Consider the following 16,087-nt stretch of genomic DNA (forward strand, 5'->3'; position numbering starts at 1 on the left):
AAACAAAAGGGGCCGGTGCGGCCCCTTGCGGATTAACGTTTATTTTTCTTGAGATGGCTGATCAGACGCTTGCGCTTGCGCTGCTGATTTGGCGTCAGCATATTACGCTTACCGGCGAACGGGTTATCGCCTTCCTTAAACTGGATGCGGATCGGCGTGCCCATAATTTCCAGCGAACGACGGAAATAGTTCATCAGATAGCGCTTGTAGGAATCCGACAGGTCTTTCACCTGGTTTCCGTGTATTACCACAATCGGTGGGTTATATCCCCCGGCGTGGGCATACTTCAGCTTAACGCGGCGTCCCTGAACCAACGGCGGCTGATGGTCATCGGCCGCCATATTCATGATGCGGGTCAGCATGGAGGTATTCACGCGGCGCGTCGAGCAGTCATAAGCCTCGGTGACCGACTCAAACAGATTGCCGACGCCGCTGCCGTGCAGCGCGGAAATAAAGTGCACACGGGCGAAGTCGATAAAGCCCAGACGGTAGTCCAGCGCCTCTTTCACTTCTTCACGCACTTCCTGCGACAGGCCATCCCACTTATTGACCACAATCACCAGCGAACGGCCACTGTTAAGGATAAAGCCCAGCAGCGACAGATCCTGATCGGAGATGCCTTCATGCGCGTCAATGACCAGCATTACCACGTTGGCATCTTCGATCGCCTGAAGCGTCTTGATCACCGAGAACTTCTCAACGGTCTCAGTCACCTTGCCGCGCTTGCGCACGCCAGCGGTATCGATCAGCACATATTCGCGGCCATCACGCTCCATCGGAATATAAATGCTGTCGCGGGTGGTGCCCGGCATGTCATACACCACCACGCGGTCTTCACCCAGAATGCGGTTAGTCAGCGTTGACTTGCCGACGTTAGGACGTCCGACAATCGCCAGCTTAATCGGCAGATCGAGCGGGTTAAAGTCGTCCTCTTCCTCTTCCGGCAGTTCGCCGCTCTCCTGCGCGGCCAGCGCCGCCCAGTAAGCTTCGTTTTCTTCTTCTTCGGTCAGCTCCGCCTCGGGTGCGACATCATCCATCCAGGGCAGCAGAACCATCTCAAGCAGGCTGGTGACGCCGCGCCCGTGAGAAGCGGCGATAGGATGGATCTCTCCCAGGCCGAGCGAATAAAAATCCACGACGGCGGAATCGGGATCCATGCCGTCGGTTTTATTCGCCACCAGAAAAGTCGGTTTCTGACGGCTGCGCAGATGCTGGGCGATCGCCTGATCGGCTGGCATCAAGCCGGCACGGGCATCGACCATAAACAGCACCACGTCAGCTTCTTCGATCGCCAACAGGGACTGCGCGGCCATGCGCGTCTCCACGCCCTCTTCGTTGCCATCAATACCGCCGGTATCGATGCAAATAAACTCCCGCCCTTCAACCTCGGCGCGACCGTATTTACGGTCACGCGTCAGGCCCGGGAAATCCGCGACCAGCGCATCTCGCGTGCGGGTTAAGCGGTTAAAAAGGGTGGATTTCCCCACATTGGGACGCCCGACCAGCGCGACCACAGGTACCATATTGAAGCCTCATGACAAAAATAAACGCCTGATCCACATGCTGCGGCAGCCAGAAAAACGGCCACAGGTCAGGCTAACGGCGTAAAGGATACCACGCCCTGAGAAAAACGAAACGGCCCCTGACGAATCAGGAGCCGTTATCTGCTGGCAGTAAGGTGACGGGGTTAGCGGGTAAACGCGTAAACTTCGCCGCCCTTCGCCTGAATTAACAGCTTATCACTGGCCACCACAGGTTCAGTCTGGAAGCCGGAGCTGTCCACTTCCTGCTGCGCAACAAAGCGTCCGTCGGTGGTATTGATCCAGTGCAGATAGCCTTCACTGTCGCCAACCACCAGGTAACCATTATAGAGCACCGGTGAAGTCAGGATACGGTGCAGCAGATCGCTCTGACGCCAGATGGTGACACCACCTTCCGTACTCAGCGCAATCACACGATCGTCCTGATCGACCAGATAGATGCGACCCGCATCCACGACCATATCTTTTACCGAGCCAATTTCACGCTTCCACAAAATCTGGCCTGAGCGCAGATCCAGCGCGCTGAGATTACCGTTATAGGCCAGGGCATAGACCACGCCATTGTCCACGATCGGGGTCATATCCACATCGGCCAAACGATCGATTTCCGTCGCGCCCGTTGGCTGGGAGATACGCTGCTGCCAGATAATCTGACCCTGATTCATGATCACCGCGCTGACCCGGCCATTATCGCCGCCGACAATCGCAGCGCCGAACGCGGTGGCAGGCGCTGATTCACCGCGCAGAGAGAGCGCTGGTACATCAAGATTCACCGACCATTTGATGGCACCGCTGTTCTGATCGAGCCCCTGCAACATACCGTTGCTGGTATGGACCAGCACCAGGCCGTCGCTGACAACCGGGCGGGAAAGGACTTCGCCTGCGGCTTTCGTCTGCCAGGCGATGGAGCCATCGCTGCTGTTAAGGGCATAAACCTGGGCACGCTCGCTGCCGAGGTAGACGTGCGCGCCGTCCGCGGTCACACCGCCGGAGAGCAGAGCCGAACGGTTTCTGGAGAAGAAGCCGGTTTTTTCTGCCAGATCCACTTCCCACTTTTTACTGCCGTCGCCCGAGTTGAGCGCTTTAACGAGGCCATGGCGGTCAGCCGCGTAAACGGTGTTGTCAGCCCAGGCCGGGTGCAGGTTAGAATAGAACTCACCCACGCCATCGCCCACGGACGTACTCCAGACTTTTTCTGGCGTAAACTGGTTTTCCACCTTCGGCAGCGGCGACATTTTAACGACGTCTTCTTCACCGCTGAACCATGAACATCCGCTAAGTAAGGTAACTGAAATCAGTCCCGGCAGAAGTATTTTACGCAATTCCATGAAATCCCTCTTAAGCCCGTTGAGGCAATTTTAACTGCCGGGATCAGGCCGGCAGATTATTCATTTTCATTTGCAGCATTTCTTTCAGCGCAGGAGAAGCATCAGAAGCGATGCCCTTGCTCCAGGCATCGCGGGCGCCTTTCGCATCGCCTTTGCTGAGCAGTGCTTCGCCGCGCACGTCTGCCACTATGGCCGTCCAGCCTTCACCTTTAATGGTCTCGAGGGTTTTCAGCACCTCATCCGGCTTCTTCTGCTGAAGCTGGATGCGCGCCAGGCGCAGGTTCATCACCGCCTCTAAATTGGCGTCTTTGGTATTTCCCAGACCGCTTTTAAGCTGTGCGGCGGCTTTATCAAGCTGACCGCCATCCACATAGCGCTTTGCGACATCCAGCGAGGCCAGCGCACCGTAGGTGTTGTTATTCTCGCTGGCAAATTTTGCCGCTGCGTCGAGCGTTGCAGGTTTGCTGGCGTCCAGTGCGGAAGAGACCTGCTGATAGGCTGCGGAAATCTCCTTGTTGCTGCCATCCTGGTGGCCGCTCCAGTAGCGCCAGCCCGCAAGCGCGCCCACGCCAAGGATCACGCCCACGACCAGCATTTTACCGTTCTCAGCGAAAAAGCGGCGAACCGCGTCAACCTGTTCGTTTTCGTTGCTATATACTTCCACGCAAACCTTCTCCTTTAATCCGCGTTCGGCTGTTGCAGCATCGCAGTCAGCGTTGCGGCAACATCACGCTGCGCCAGCGTTTGTTGCTCGCCGTTGCGCAAATCTTTAATCACGACTTCGCCTTTTGCGACTTCGTCTTCTCCCAGCACCAGCGCAACGCGGGCGCCCCACTTATCTGCCCGGGCAAATTGCTTCTTGAAGTTACCGCCGCCGAAGTTGGTCATCAGCTTCAGTGAAGGCTCTTCATCGCGCAGTTTCTCCGCCAGCTGCATGGCGGCGGACTGAACGCCCTGGCCGGAAGCGATAACATAGACATCGACAATGCGCGTCGGTTCAAATTCAGGATTTACCGCCTGTACCAGCAGCACCAGCCGCTCCAGTCCCATGGCAAAACCGACCGCTGGCGTGGCACGGCCGCCAAGCTGTTCGACCAGCCCATCATAGCGGCCACCGCCACAGACGGTGCCCTGAGAGCCAAGGCTGCTGGTCACCCATTCAAACACGGTACGGTTGTAATAATCCAGACCGCGCACCAGCCGCTGGTTAAGCGTGTAGGCGATGCCTGCATCATCCAGCAGCTTACAGAGCCCTGCAAAATGTTCGCGCGAGTCGGCGTCCAGATAGTCACTCAGCTCGGGCGCGCTGTTCAGCAGGTTCTGAACATCGGGGTTTTTGCTGTCCAGCACGCGCATCGGATTGGTATACATGCGGCGCTTGCAGTCTTCATCCAGCACCTCCTGGTGCTGCTCAAGAAAGGCGACCAGCGCGTCACGATAGCTGGCGCGGGCTTCAGGAGATCCGATCGAATTCAGTTCCAGATGCACATGATCGGCGATGCCCAGCGCTTTCCACCAGCGGGCGGTCATCATGATCAGTTCAGCGTCCACGTCAGGGCCCTGCAGGCCGAACACTTCTGCGCCCATCTGATAGAACTGACGGTAACGCCCTTTCTGAGGACGTTCATAGCGGAACATCGGACCGATGTACCAGAGACGCTGTTCCTGATTGTACAGCAGACCGTGTTCGATACCGGCGCGTACGCAGCCAGCCGTGCCTTCAGGACGCAGCGTCAGGCTTTCACCGTTGCGGTCATCAAAGGTATACATCTCTTTTTCAACCACGTCGGTGACTTCACCGATGGCGCGTTTGAATAACGGGGTCTGCTCTACAATCGGCAGGCGGATTTCGCTGTAGCCATAGCTGGCCAGCACCTGCTTGAGAATTTGTTCAATACGTTGCCACACTACGGTATCCGCTGGCAGGTAGTCATTCATGCCGCGGATAGCCTGGATATTCTTCGCCACTACGTTTATCTCACACTGTGGAATGGACGCCGGGGTAAACCCGCGTCGTCAGAGTTAATGCTGGCGGGGAGGCGAATGGCCTCCCCACGCTGCTTCAGATTATTTTTCCAGATGCTGCACATCAATGCGGCGGGATGCGTCCATCATCGCCGCTTTTGCGCGTATACGCGCTTCCAGCTGGTCGATCATGTCATCGTTGTCCAGCCGCTCGCGCAGGCGCACGCCATCTTCATAGAAGCCGCTTTTCTTATTGCTGCCGGTCACGCCAAGGGTGGAGACCAGCGCTTCGCCGGGACCGTTCACCACGCAGCCAATAATGGAGACGTCCATAGGGGTGATGATGTCCTCAAGCCGCTGCTCCAGCGCGTTAACCGTGCCGATCACGTCAAATTCCTGACGGGAACAGGTTGGACAGGCAATAAAGTTAATGCCGCGCGCGCGAATGCGCAGGGATTTCAGGATATCGAAACCAACCTTCACTTCCTCGACCGGATCGGCCGCCAGCGAAATGCGTAGCGTGTCGCCAATGCCTTCGGAAAGCAGCAGCCCCAGTCCGATAGCGGACTTCACGGAGCCGGCCCTGGCGCCGCCCGCTTCAGTGATCCCGAGATGCAGAGGCTGATCGATCTGTTTCGCCAGCAGGCGGTAAGACTCAACGGCCAGAAAAACGTCGGACGCTTTTACGCTGACTTTAAACTGATCGAAATTGAGGCGATCCAGGTGATCAACATGACGCATAGCGGATTCAAGCAGCGCCTGCGGCGTCGGTTCGCCATATTTTTCCTGAAGATCCTTTTCAAGCGATCCGGCGTTGACCCCGATGCGGATGGGAATGTTGTTGTAGCGGGCGCAATCGACCACCTGGCGAATACGCTCTTCGTTACCGATATTACCAGGGTTAATGCGCAGGCAGTCCACCCCATATTCGGCGACTTTAAGGGCGATGCGATAGTCAAAATGGATATCGGCGACCAGCGGCACGTTAACCTGCTGTTTGATCAGGCGAAACGCTTCCGCGGCATCCATGGTTGGAACAGAAACGCGGACAATGTCCACGCCGACGCGCTCAAGCGCTCTGATTTGGTTAACCGTCGCCTCCACGTCCGTGGTGCGCGTGTTGGTCATAGACTGGACGGCGATCGGCGCACCGTCGCCCACAGGCACCTTGCCGACGTAAATGCGCGTTGATTTGCGACGGGTAATGGGTGCTTCGTTATGCATATTCTTTCTCCACAATTACTCGCGACAGGGAAGATGCGTTATTGCGCACCAACTGAAAGGCGAGCAACCTGGTTGCTACGGATAAAACGACTCAGGTCAACCGGCTGACCCTGATACTGGATCTGTACAGCGCCCGGAGCGCCAATCTTCAGACGATAGGGAGCCGTGCCGGTGAGATTGAGTTTATCACCACTGCGCTGCATCCCGCTGAAGAGTTTTTTCCCGGCGGCATCAGTAACTTCAAGCCAGCAATCCTGGGTAAAGTTCATGACCAGCGCGTTGGCATCGGCCGCCGGCGCGCTGACGCTGGCTGAACCGGTAGGCATCTGGCCGCTGGCATTGCTGCCGGTGGCCGTGTCTGCGGGTGCCTGAGAGGGAGAGACGGCAGCCGGCTGCGGCTCCGTCGGTGCGGGCTGGCTGGCGGCAGGAGCCGCGCTGTCAGATGGCGCGACCGCAGGCGAAGGCGTGCTCTGAACCGGCACGCTTTCTGCCGGTGGCACGCTGTCGGCGCTGTTATCCGTCAGAGAGATGGACTGGCTGTTATCATCCGCGGAGCCATTTTGATCGGCCATGGAGACCAGATCGTCCTGAGCCGCTTTATGATTTTGCCACCACCAGGCCCCGGTCAGGCCGACGACCACAAACAGCACCAGCCAGGTGAAACTCATCAGCCAGCCGTCGCGTTTTTTGCGTCGTTTCCCCAGGGAGTAACTCTGCATCGGCTCCACTTTCGCCGCGCGAACAGGTGCCTGCTTTGCCATCATCGGCAGCAGTTCCTCTTCCGGCACGTGAACCAGACGCGCATAGGAACGAATGTAACCCCGCAGGAAGGTCGAGGCCAGATCGGCTGGCGACTTATCCTCTTCAATGTCACGAACGGTGGAAAGTTTCAGGCAGAGGCGCTCAGCAACGTTCTGCTGAGTGAGGCCCATTTGCTCACGGGCGCTACGCAGGCGCTCGCCTGTTGAATTTACTGCGGATTTATCTTCAGTGGCTTCAGTATTCATTAGCTAAAAAATGCAGGTACTGTATCGATTGTGGAAAATTTCGCGCCAGCTCTTCTCCGGCCAGCTTCAGGGCCTCCGGATGCTGCGCCAGCGCGGCGAAGCGAATCTTTAACCACAAGCTTTCTGCCGAGGCAGCAAAGTTGTGTTGATATACATCTGACAGGAGGCGCGCAGAGGCGTACTCTCCCTTTCCAAATCGCCTTTCGGCTTCGGCCAACAGCGCCTTGCCCTTGTCCGGATCGCGTTTCGTCGCTTCAAGCAGTGCGACTTTTGCTTTCAGCTGCTCTCCCGCATTGAGATAACAGTAGCCGGCGTTTTCAAGCGCATCGTCGCGCCCATCGTTTCCAGATAATTCAGCGGCTTTACTGAACTGACGCTGCGCCGCATCATACTGCCTTAAACCGCAGAGAAACGCACCGTAATTATTGAGAACGTCACGGTTTTGCGGCGCCAGTCCATAGGCTATCCGGTAGCGTTCGCCGGCTGACTCGTTCTGCCCGGCGCGTTGCTGATAGCGGGCCATCGCCAGCTGCGTACGGTAATCTTCTGGCGCAAGCTGTACCGCCTGCTGAAGGTTGCGCTTTGCCGCTGGCAGTTCGTTAAGCGCCAGATAGCTAAGCCCTAACTGTAGACGCGTCTGCGCCAGTTCGCTGCGCTGTGCTGACGGGCCACAGCCTGTCAGCACAACAATAATCAACCCCGGCACGATTCCCTTGTGCATGTTGCCTCCCGATCTCACTGGCAAAGAATACTACGCCAATCATTTCAGGGCTAACAGCCGCACTTATCGCTGATGCATGAGTTTCAGAGCGCTTTCACAGAAATGGCTTCGCCCGCCATTTTTTTACGCAGCGTGCGCTTGGTACGGTCAATGACTTCACCGGCCAGCTGGCCACAAGCGGCATCAATATCATCGCCACGGGTCTTACGCACAATAGTGGTAAATCCATATTCCATCAACACTTTAGAGAAGCGATCGATGCGACTGTTCGAACTGCGACCATAAGGCGCGCCCGGGAAGGGGTTCCAGGGGATCAGGTTAATTTTGCACGGCGTATCTTTTAACAGTGCGGCCAGCTCATGCGCGTTGTCCGTGCTGTCATTGACGTGATCGAGCATCACATACTCGATAGTGACGCGGCCCTGATTCGCATTGGACTTCGCGATATAGCGGCTGACAGCGCCCAGAAACGTCTCGATATTATACTTTTTATTGATCGGGACAATTTCGTCACGAATTGTGTCATTTGGCGCGTGCAGTGAGATCGCCAGCGCCACATCAATCATATCGCCCAGTTTATCCAGAGCGGGTACGACGCCTGAGGTGGAGAGCGTGACGCGGCGTTTGGAAAGCCCAAAGCCAAAGTCATCCAGCATAATTTCCATCGCGGGCACAACGTTGTTCAGGTTGAGCAGCGGTTCGCCCATGCCCATCATCACTACGTTGGTGATCGGACGCTGTCCGGTTACCTTAGAGGCGCCGATGATTTTTGCCGCGCGCCAGACCTGACCGATAATTTCCGAAACGCGCAAGTTACGGTTGAAGCCCTGCTGAGCGGTGGAACAGAACTTACATTCCAGCGCGCAACCTACCTGAGAGGAGACGCACAGCGTTGCGCGATCTTTCTCAGGAATATAGACCGTCTCGACCTGCTGGCCGCCCACGGTGATCGCCCATTTGATGGTTCCGTCAGACGAGCGCTGCTCCTCCGCCACTTCGGGGGCACGGATTTCCGCCAGCGCTTTCAGCTTGCCGCGAAAAACTTTGTTAATGTCGGTCATCTGATCGAAATCGTCACAGCAGTAGTGGTAGATCCACTTCATCACCTGATCGGCTCTGAACGGCTTTTCACCCAGGCTGGCGAAAAACTCCCGCATCTGTTGGCGGTTGAGATCGAGCAGGTTGATTTTCTGTTTTGGGGGTGTGGCGATGACGACAGGATCGACAGAAGACGGATTCACAATATGTTCAGACATAATTTTCTCTGGCCTCGTTATTACACGTTATGGCGCTGGGGATAGACAGATTATACCTCTCAGCTCTCCTTTTGCAGAAAGACACCTGATGCACTTTACATGCACTCAGGCTGCCCGGGCGGAAGCCGCTCTTGCTGCAAACCGGAACTGAAAGGCTATAAATGAAACGCCCCTGCTGAGTATGCTCTCATCAGGGGCGCATTATTGTACAAGCGTGTCGCTACAGGTTAAAGCGCGTTACCGAAATAATTTGTAAACGCGCAGCTTCACGCCTGACGTAACCGGCTTAGCGGGTACGTGGGCAAACTTCACCTTCGCCGAAGAAATAGGCGATTTCACGCGCCGCAGATTCCGCAGAGTCTGAACCGTGGGTCGCATTTTCGGTGAAGCTGTCCGCGTAGTCGGCGCGCAGAGTACCGGCCAGCGCGTTAGCTGGGTTAGTGGCACCCATCAGATCGCGGTGACGCTGAACGGCGTTTTCGCCTTCCAGAACGGAGACCACAACCGGGCCGGAGGTCATGAATTCAACCAGGCCGTCAAAGAAAGGCTTGCCCTGGTGTTCAGCGTAGAAACCTTCAGCCTGCTCTTTGCTCAGGTGCAGCATTTTGCTGCCAACGATTTTGAAGCCAGCGCTTTCAAAACGGTTGAAGATGGCACCAATCACGTTTTTTGCCACCGCGTTTGGTTTTACAATGGAAAAAGTACGTTCAATAGTCATATGGACCTCTGTTGATGTCGAGTGTAGCCGGTGAAAAGGTTCCCCGGTCCGGAAAATGGCGCCGATTATAGGGGGCATCGCCAGGCTTGCCTACCGGAGAATCAACAATTTATTAAAAAAATCGATCGCTAACCCCCTGTTTTCTTCACGGCTTTAGCCCAAACTTTACCCATTCCGGCAACCCATAAGAGATTAAGCTCTTCTGACGCCCGGTAAAAGTCCCCTTTGCTTCTCGCCAGTTGTCAGGTTTGCACACCCTTTACGGGTCTCTGAACGCGCATGCCGGAGGGATTATTCCCGGCTGACCCAGCCAGCTCCTCTTGTGAAGCCCGCTGAGATGATTGACACTGATAGCCTCTACACTCTCAGCGAGGCCGCTATGACCAGCTCCTTTTTTGTGACTGCCGACTGGCTGGCAGACCATCTTTCTGATGACGCCATCCAGGTGATTGATGCCCGCATGCTTCCGCCGGGCCTGGAAAAAGTGCGTGATATTCATGCCGAGTACCTGGCCGGGCATCTGCCCTCGGCCCCTTTTTTTGATATCGAAGCGCTTTCCGACCTCACCAGCCCCTTTCCTCATATGCTGCCGCGCCCGGAAAATTTTGCGGTTGCCATGCGCGAGCTGGGCGTCAGCAGTGAGAAACACCTGATCGTCTACGATGAAGGCAACCTGTTCTCAGCGCCGCGCGCCTGGTGGATGCTCAAACAGTTCGGCGTGGATCGCGTGTCGATTCTGGCGGGCGGTTTACAAGCCTGGAAAGCGGCGGGGCTGCCGCTTGAGCAAGGTGAAGTGACTCTTCCTGAAGCCGTGTTCGAAGCGAGTTTTGATCCCTCAGTCGTTCAGCGGCTGACCGACGTGCTGCTCATCAGTCACGAAGGCGGCGCGCAGCTGGTCGATGCCAGAGCGGCTAATCGCTTCAGGGGCGAGGTGGATGAACCCCGTGCCGGACTGCATCGCGGGCGCATTCCCGGCAGCCTGAACGTGCCCTGGAATGAACTGGTCGAAAATGGCGAGCTTAAATCAGCGGAGGCGCTGAAGGCGATTTTCCAGCGTCAGGGCGTTGACCTTACCAGACCCATCGTCGCCAGCTGCGGCTCGGGCGTGACCGCCGTGGTGGTTATTCTGGCCCTGAACAGCCTGGGCGTGCATGACGTTCGCCTCTATGACGGTTCATGGTCAGAATGGGGAAGCAGAAACGATCTCCCCATCGCCACGGGCTGACAATACGCTGAGGTGGCTCCCGGCCTGCCATCAGGCCGGTTTGTTGACCGCTTTAAAGTCACGAAGGAAGCTGCCCCATCGTCTTTCATAGAAAGGCGGAATGTGGGCAGTGAAAAAGTGGCTGATGCCCTTTTCATTTTCCACGACTTCACAGATATCAACCGGCTCATCTTCCAGTAAGGTATCCATCGCCACGCTGCCGGCGGCCTTGATAATAGTGTCTATATCGCTGTCAGCTTCTATCCCTATCAGCAAATTGGGGCGCTGCTCTGCTGATTCTTTGATATGCGCGATATAGGCCCGGCGAACCTGCTTAAATTTGGTAAATAGCTGGGTCAGCGAGTCGATAACCTGCGCGGGCGGCTCGGCAATTTCTGAAAGCAGCAGCGAGTAGCCGCCTTCCAGAACGGTCTGCTGGCTCAGCGCATTTCCGCCGTTACCCAGCAGGCTGGTAATCTCCAGCGGCGAGAACTCCTTGCCTGAAGGCAGCCTGGGGTTAAGAAACAGCGTTTCGCCCTGCGTCATTGCAAACAGGGTGCGGACAGGCATCACCACAAAAGGCCGATCGGTCGGGACGGCCTGCTCCATCGCTGACAGCGACGTAAAGAAAGGAATGACGCTGCCCCCCCCTTCTTTTTCCCAGTGCTGCAAATCGACAGGGGTTGAGGCGGTGATGCTTTCCTGCTCCCCGGCGCTTTCGCCCGGAACCCAGACGCTCGCATCCAGTAAGAGAGAGAAAAATTCGGGCCGGTGTGCCGGCTCGGTGGCGGCCAGCTTAAGCACCTCTTCCAGGCGCTGATTAGTTTCGTTCATCACTTGAATCCAGTAAACGCGATCCGGCAGAGGTCGCCTCTGCCGGATCGCTTGCTTATCCACGGCGCAAAAGGACGCCGCAATCGTCCTGCTACCGCCGTTATTTTAACAGCAGGTTAGCGACGGTACGTACGCCCAGCCCCGTTGCGCCAGCAGACCACTGCTCCACGCCACCTTTGCGGTAGGTAGCTGAACAGTCAATGTGCAGCCAGCCATGCTGGTAGTTTTTGACAAAATAGGAGAGGAACGCGGCTGCCGAGCTGGCCCCTGCGGTATGGGCAGGCGCTGCAATGTTATTCAGATCGGCAAAGTTAGAAGGCAGATAGCTGCGGTGGAACTCGGCCAGCGGCAGGCGCCAGAAAGGTTCATTCTCCCCTTTCGCGCTCTCAAGCAGCGACGCCGCCAGCGCATCATCAAAGCTGAACAGCGCGTGATAGTCATTACCCAGCGCCGTTTTGGCCGCGCCGGTCAGGGTCGCCGCATCAATCAGCAGCTCCGGATTCTGCTCGCTGGCATCGATCAGGCCATCGGCCAGCACCAGTCGCCCTTCGGCATCGGTATTCATCACTTCCACCGTTTTGCCGTTGCGATAACGGATAATATCGCCCAGGCGGAAAGCGTTACCGCTGACCATGTTGTCCGCACAGCAGAGATAGAGCTTAACGCGCTTTTTCAGGCCGCGGGCGATCGCCAGCGCCAGCGCGCCGCTTAAGGTTGCCGCGCCGCCCATGTCAGACTTCATGGAGTCCATTCCGCCGCTTGGCTTCAGGCTGTAGCCGCCGGTATCGAAGGTAATACCTTTACCCACCAGGCAGGCATACACGGGCGCATTTGCATCGCCGGTCGGGTTGTAATCAAGCGCCAGCAGCGCCGGACTGCGCGTTGAACCACGTCCTACGGTGTGCAGCCCCATATAACCCTGCTGACGCAGATCCTCACCCTTGGTGATGCGGTAGCTGACGCTGTCGCCCGCCAGGCCGCTCAGCAGATCGACGGCGCGCTGGGCCAGCTGTTCCGGGCTGAGCTCCTCGGCGGGCAGATTGATGGTGTGGCGTACCCAGTCGATAATTTTCAGGCGGCTGTCGAACTCTGCGCGATCTGCTTCATTCAGCTCCGCCCATTCGACCTTGCGCTCCCCTTTTGGACCGCGGTATCCCTGCCAGAAAGCCCAGCTTTTTTCCAGGCCCCAGTCGCCGCTCAGGCTGACGTGCCGGATGCCCTGGGCATCAATTTTGCGCGCCGCACGCTGAATGGTTGTCAGCGCATCGCCGCTGGTCAGATGGATTGTCATCCCGCTGTCGTTACTGGTGAGAATCGCTTTCTCGCCCCAGCGTTCGTCTGCCACTGTCGTTGACAGTGTGATCGTCATTGGCGTGGTTGTCACCGCATGGCTCCTTATAAACTGTTCAGTTTGGTCCGTCGTAAAAACGGTCGGTCACTACAATAACTCTTTCTCCGCGTTCGTCTAACCCGATCGCAGAATTAAACGTAAAACGGGCCGAATTTCTATTCGGCCCGCAGGTAAAACGACAATCTCTGGCTGCTGTGCATTAATGCGCCGGCAGCTCGCCCCGGCTCGCCTTATACTCCGCCCACTGAGGCGAAAGTTCGCGCAGACGTCCCAGCGCTTTATGTAACAGCGCGACCGCGTAATCGATCTCTTCTTCCGTGGTAAAACGGCCCAGCGAGAAGCGGACGGAGCTGTGCGCCAGCTCATCCGACAGGCCCAGCGCCCGTAGCACATAGGACGGCTCCAGGCTGGCGGAGGTGCAGGCCGAACCGGTCGACACCGCGAGGTCTTTCAGCGCCATAATCAGCGACTCGCCGTCAACATGATTAAAACTGACGTTGAGGATAGTGGGCGCGCCCTGCGTAAAGTCGCCGTTCAGATAGACTTCTTCGATATCGCGGATACCTTGCCAGAAGCGGCGGCGCAGTTCGCCCAGACGGGCCATCTCTTCCGCCATCTCCTCTTTCGCAATGCGACAGGCTTCTCCCATCCCCACGATCTGATGCACGGGAAGGGTCCCCGAACGCATACCGCGCTCATGGCCGCCGCCGTGGATCTGCGCAGCGATGCGGATGCGGGGCTTACGCCGCACATAAAGCGCGCCAATCCCTTTAGGGCCGTAGAGTTTATGGGCGGAAAACGACATTAAATCGACGTTAAGATGGGCCAGGTCGATCGGCAGCTTGCCGACGCTCTGCGTGGCGTCAACGTGAAAAAGGATGCCGCGTGCGTGGCAAAGCTCACCGATAGCGGCGATATCCTGTACCACACCGGTTTCATTATTCACCTGCATAATGGAGACCAGGATAGTGTCATCACGCAAGGCAGCTTCCACCGTTTGCAGGTCGATAATCCCGTCAGGCCGCGGCGCAAGATAGGTGACTTCAAAACCTTCCTTTTCGAGCTGAAGACAGGTATCCAGTACCGCTTTATGCTCGGTCTGGCTGGTAATGATGTGCCGGCCCTTATCCTGCGCAAGCTGCGCAGCGCCTTTGATGGCCAGGTTATCGGATTCCGTTGCGCCAGAGGTAAAAACGATTTCGCGGGGGTCGGCACCGATCAGCTCAGCTACCTGATTACGTGCAATATCGACAGCTTCTTCAGCCTGCCAGCCAAAGCGGTGGGAACGGGAGGCCGGATTACCGAAAATGCCGTCCTTAGTCAGATACTGCATCATCTTTTCTGCAACGCGCGGATCCGCAGGCGTTGTGGCAGAGTAATCCAGGTAGATCGGTAATTTCATCGCTTGCTCCGTACTTCGTTCTGATACGTCACTCAACGCCTTCAGAACGCCGGCGTGTTATCCGCCGCCCGCCGCCACGCTATGCGCAGGCAGTAAGACGACGGCACGCACCCGGACGCTATCAGGCACGAAGATTGACGTTAATAGTCTCATGCACGCGGCCAGCTGGCGCGCGACTTTTCTCGGTATGATTCTGGCGGTCGGCCACCTCCAGAATATCCTGGTTGTTGACCAGTTCGGCCAGCGTGATGTTATTCAGGAAGTCGCTGATGCGCTCGCTGAGATCGCGCCACAGAACGTGGGTCAGGCAGCGCTCGCCGCCCTGGCACCCTTCTTTCCCCTGGCATTTGGTCGCGTCAACGGACTCATCAACGGCGGTAATCACCGCGCCAACGGCAATGGCGCTGGACTCTTTGCCTAACAGGTAGCCGCCGCCCGGACCGCGAACGCTGGCCACCAGGCCGTTTTTGCGCAGGCGTGAAAACAGCTGCTCCAGGTAGGAGAGAGAGATGCCCTGACGCTCAGAAATATCCGCTAAAGGCACCGGGCCTTCGTGAGAATGCAGCGCAACGTCAAGCATAGCGGTAACGGCATAACGGCCTTTAGATGTCAGTCTCATGGCGTAATCGACCTCGGTAGTACCCTGTCAGGGTTTATCAGTAAGAGGGTCGCAAGTCTGACATTCCTGAGTGTTTTGGTCAACTATTTAACCTAGTAAAACACTCAAGTATTTAACCTGGTAAAACACTCAACTATTCCGGGCGCCGTTAGGCCGTTCTGCCGCTCCCGCGCTTACCTGTCGCCTTTCGGCTTTTCCAGCGAGGAGAGCATGCCGCGCAAAATGTTCAGCTCATCGCGCTCCGGACGCGCCCGGGTATAAAGGCGACGCATCTTGCTCATCACCTGGCCGGGGTTGCCTTCGCGGATAAAGCCGCTGCTGACCATCATCTGTTCCATATGCTGATAGAAGCGTTCAAGGTCGTCCACCAGCGGATAAGGTGATTCGGCATACTCCGGCTGCGCCGTTTCCTGTGATTGCAGAAAAGCCATGCGCACTTCATAGGCGATAATCTGGACGGCCATCGCCAGGTTAAGCGAGCTGTAATCCGGGTTTGCCGCAATAGCCACATGATAATGACACTTTTGCAGCTCTTCGTTAGTCAGGCCCACGCGTTCACGACCAAAGACCAGCGCTACCGGAGCCTGCTGACCCTCTTCGACGCTTTTGACACCGCATTCGCGCGGATCGAGCATCGGCCACGGCAGAGAACGGGAGCGCGCGCTGGTGCCCACCACCAGGCTACAGCCCGTCAGCGCTTCATCAAGGGTATCCACAATGCGCGCTTCGCCAATGACGTCACTGGCCCCTGCCGCCAGGGCGATTGCCTGCGAGTCGGGTTTGACGAGGGGATTAACCAGGTAGAGGTTTGTTAAGCCCATGGTCTTCATCGCGCGGGCGACGGATCCCATGTTGCCGGTGTGAGAAGTTTCCACCAGCACGATACGGATGTTTTGCAGCATAGGAATTCTGGTCTG

15 protein-coding genes are annotated in these 16,087 nt (G+C 56.9%); 1 reads left to right on the forward strand and 14 read right to left on the reverse strand.

The window, feature by feature from the left end; genetic code table 11:
* Positions 1 to 32: 32 nt before the first annotated feature.
* The 9 genes from der to ndk all read right to left on the reverse strand — a co-directional run bounded on the left by der (position 33) and on the right by ndk (position 9,760).
* Positions 33 to 1,523 (reverse strand): ribosome biogenesis GTPase Der, encoded by a 1,491-nt coding sequence (gene der / locus AAH446_RS15095; protein ID WP_342907504.1) that lies wholly within the window; start codon positions 1,521 to 1,523, stop codon positions 33 to 35.
* 164 nt (positions 1,524 to 1,687) lie between these two features.
* Entirely contained in the window at positions 1,688 to 2,869 is a 1,182-nt protein-coding gene (gene bamB, locus AAH446_RS15100) for an outer membrane protein assembly factor BamB (protein WP_342907505.1), read from the reverse strand.
* Positions 2,870 to 2,912: 43 nt separating this feature from the next.
* The gene (locus AAH446_RS15105) at positions 2,913 to 3,533 is read right to left on the reverse strand and encodes a YfgM family protein (RefSeq protein ID WP_342907506.1); all 621 of its coding nucleotides are present in this window, start codon (positions 3,531 to 3,533) and stop codon (positions 2,913 to 2,915) included.
* 14 nt (positions 3,534 to 3,547) lie between these two features.
* On the reverse strand, positions 3,548 to 4,837 hold the full coding sequence (gene hisS, locus AAH446_RS15110) for a histidine--tRNA ligase (protein WP_342907507.1): 1,290 nt from the start codon (positions 4,835 to 4,837) through the stop codon (positions 3,548 to 3,550).
* 99 nt (positions 4,838 to 4,936) lie between these two features.
* Positions 4,937 to 6,058: a flavodoxin-dependent (E)-4-hydroxy-3-methylbut-2-enyl-diphosphate synthase gene (ispG, locus tag AAH446_RS15115; protein ID WP_342907508.1), complete on the reverse strand. Its 1,122-nt coding sequence runs from the start codon at positions 6,056 to 6,058 to the stop codon at positions 4,937 to 4,939.
* 38 nt (positions 6,059 to 6,096) lie between these two features.
* On the reverse strand, positions 6,097 to 7,065 hold the full coding sequence (gene rodZ / locus AAH446_RS15120; RefSeq protein WP_342907509.1) for a cytoskeleton protein RodZ: 969 nt from the start codon (positions 7,063 to 7,065) through the stop codon (positions 6,097 to 6,099).
* Positions 7,055 to 7,786, reverse strand: coding sequence for a type IV pilus biogenesis/stability protein PilW (pilW, locus tag AAH446_RS15125; protein WP_342907510.1), 732 nt, complete (start codon positions 7,784 to 7,786; stop codon positions 7,055 to 7,057). The genes rodZ and pilW overlap by 11 nt, the downstream gene beginning before the upstream one ends.
* Before the next feature lie 83 nt (positions 7,787 to 7,869).
* The gene (gene rlmN, locus AAH446_RS15130; RefSeq protein ID WP_342907511.1) at positions 7,870 to 9,042 is read right to left on the reverse strand and encodes a dual-specificity RNA methyltransferase RlmN; all 1,173 of its coding nucleotides are present in this window, start codon (positions 9,040 to 9,042) and stop codon (positions 7,870 to 7,872) included.
* A gap of 286 nt (positions 9,043 to 9,328) precedes the next feature.
* Positions 9,329 to 9,760, reverse strand: coding sequence for a nucleoside-diphosphate kinase (gene ndk, locus AAH446_RS15135; protein WP_013203396.1), 432 nt, complete (start codon positions 9,758 to 9,760; stop codon positions 9,329 to 9,331).
* Between the two features lie 379 nt (positions 9,761 to 10,139).
* Between ndk and sseA the strand changes: the two genes are divergently transcribed.
* Complete coding sequence (sseA, locus tag AAH446_RS15140; RefSeq protein ID WP_342907620.1) at positions 10,140 to 10,985, forward strand: 3-mercaptopyruvate sulfurtransferase; 846 nt, start codon at positions 10,140 to 10,142, stop codon at positions 10,983 to 10,985.
* A gap of 30 nt (positions 10,986 to 11,015) precedes the next feature.
* Here sseA and sseB read toward each other — a convergent pair whose 3' ends face one another.
* The 5 genes from sseB to trmJ all read right to left on the reverse strand — a co-directional run bounded on the left by sseB (position 11,016) and on the right by trmJ (position 16,072).
* Positions 11,016 to 11,798, reverse strand: a complete 783-nt coding sequence (gene sseB, locus AAH446_RS15145) for an enhanced serine sensitivity protein SseB (RefSeq protein ID WP_342907512.1) — start codon at positions 11,796 to 11,798, stop codon at positions 11,016 to 11,018.
* A gap of 100 nt (positions 11,799 to 11,898) precedes the next feature.
* Positions 11,899 to 13,182, reverse strand: coding sequence for an aminopeptidase PepB (pepB, locus tag AAH446_RS15150; RefSeq protein WP_342907513.1), 1,284 nt, complete (start codon positions 13,180 to 13,182; stop codon positions 11,899 to 11,901).
* A 166-nt stretch (positions 13,183 to 13,348) separates the two neighbouring features.
* Entirely contained in the window at positions 13,349 to 14,551 is a 1,203-nt protein-coding gene (locus tag AAH446_RS15155) for an IscS subfamily cysteine desulfurase (RefSeq protein ID WP_342907514.1), read from the reverse strand.
* A 121-nt stretch (positions 14,552 to 14,672) separates the two neighbouring features.
* Complete coding sequence (iscR, locus tag AAH446_RS15160) at positions 14,673 to 15,170, reverse strand: Fe-S cluster assembly transcriptional regulator IscR (RefSeq protein WP_342907515.1); 498 nt, start codon at positions 15,168 to 15,170, stop codon at positions 14,673 to 14,675.
* Positions 15,171 to 15,343: 173 nt separating this feature from the next.
* Positions 15,344 to 16,072: a tRNA (cytosine(32)/uridine(32)-2'-O)-methyltransferase TrmJ gene (gene trmJ, locus AAH446_RS15165; RefSeq protein ID WP_342907516.1), complete on the reverse strand. Its 729-nt coding sequence runs from the start codon at positions 16,070 to 16,072 to the stop codon at positions 15,344 to 15,346.
* Positions 16,073 to 16,087 lie beyond the last annotated feature (15 nt).

Source organism: Erwinia psychrophila, assembly GCF_039023475.1.
In the GTDB taxonomy this organism is placed as follows: Bacteria; Pseudomonadota; Gammaproteobacteria; order Enterobacterales; family Enterobacteriaceae; genus Erwinia.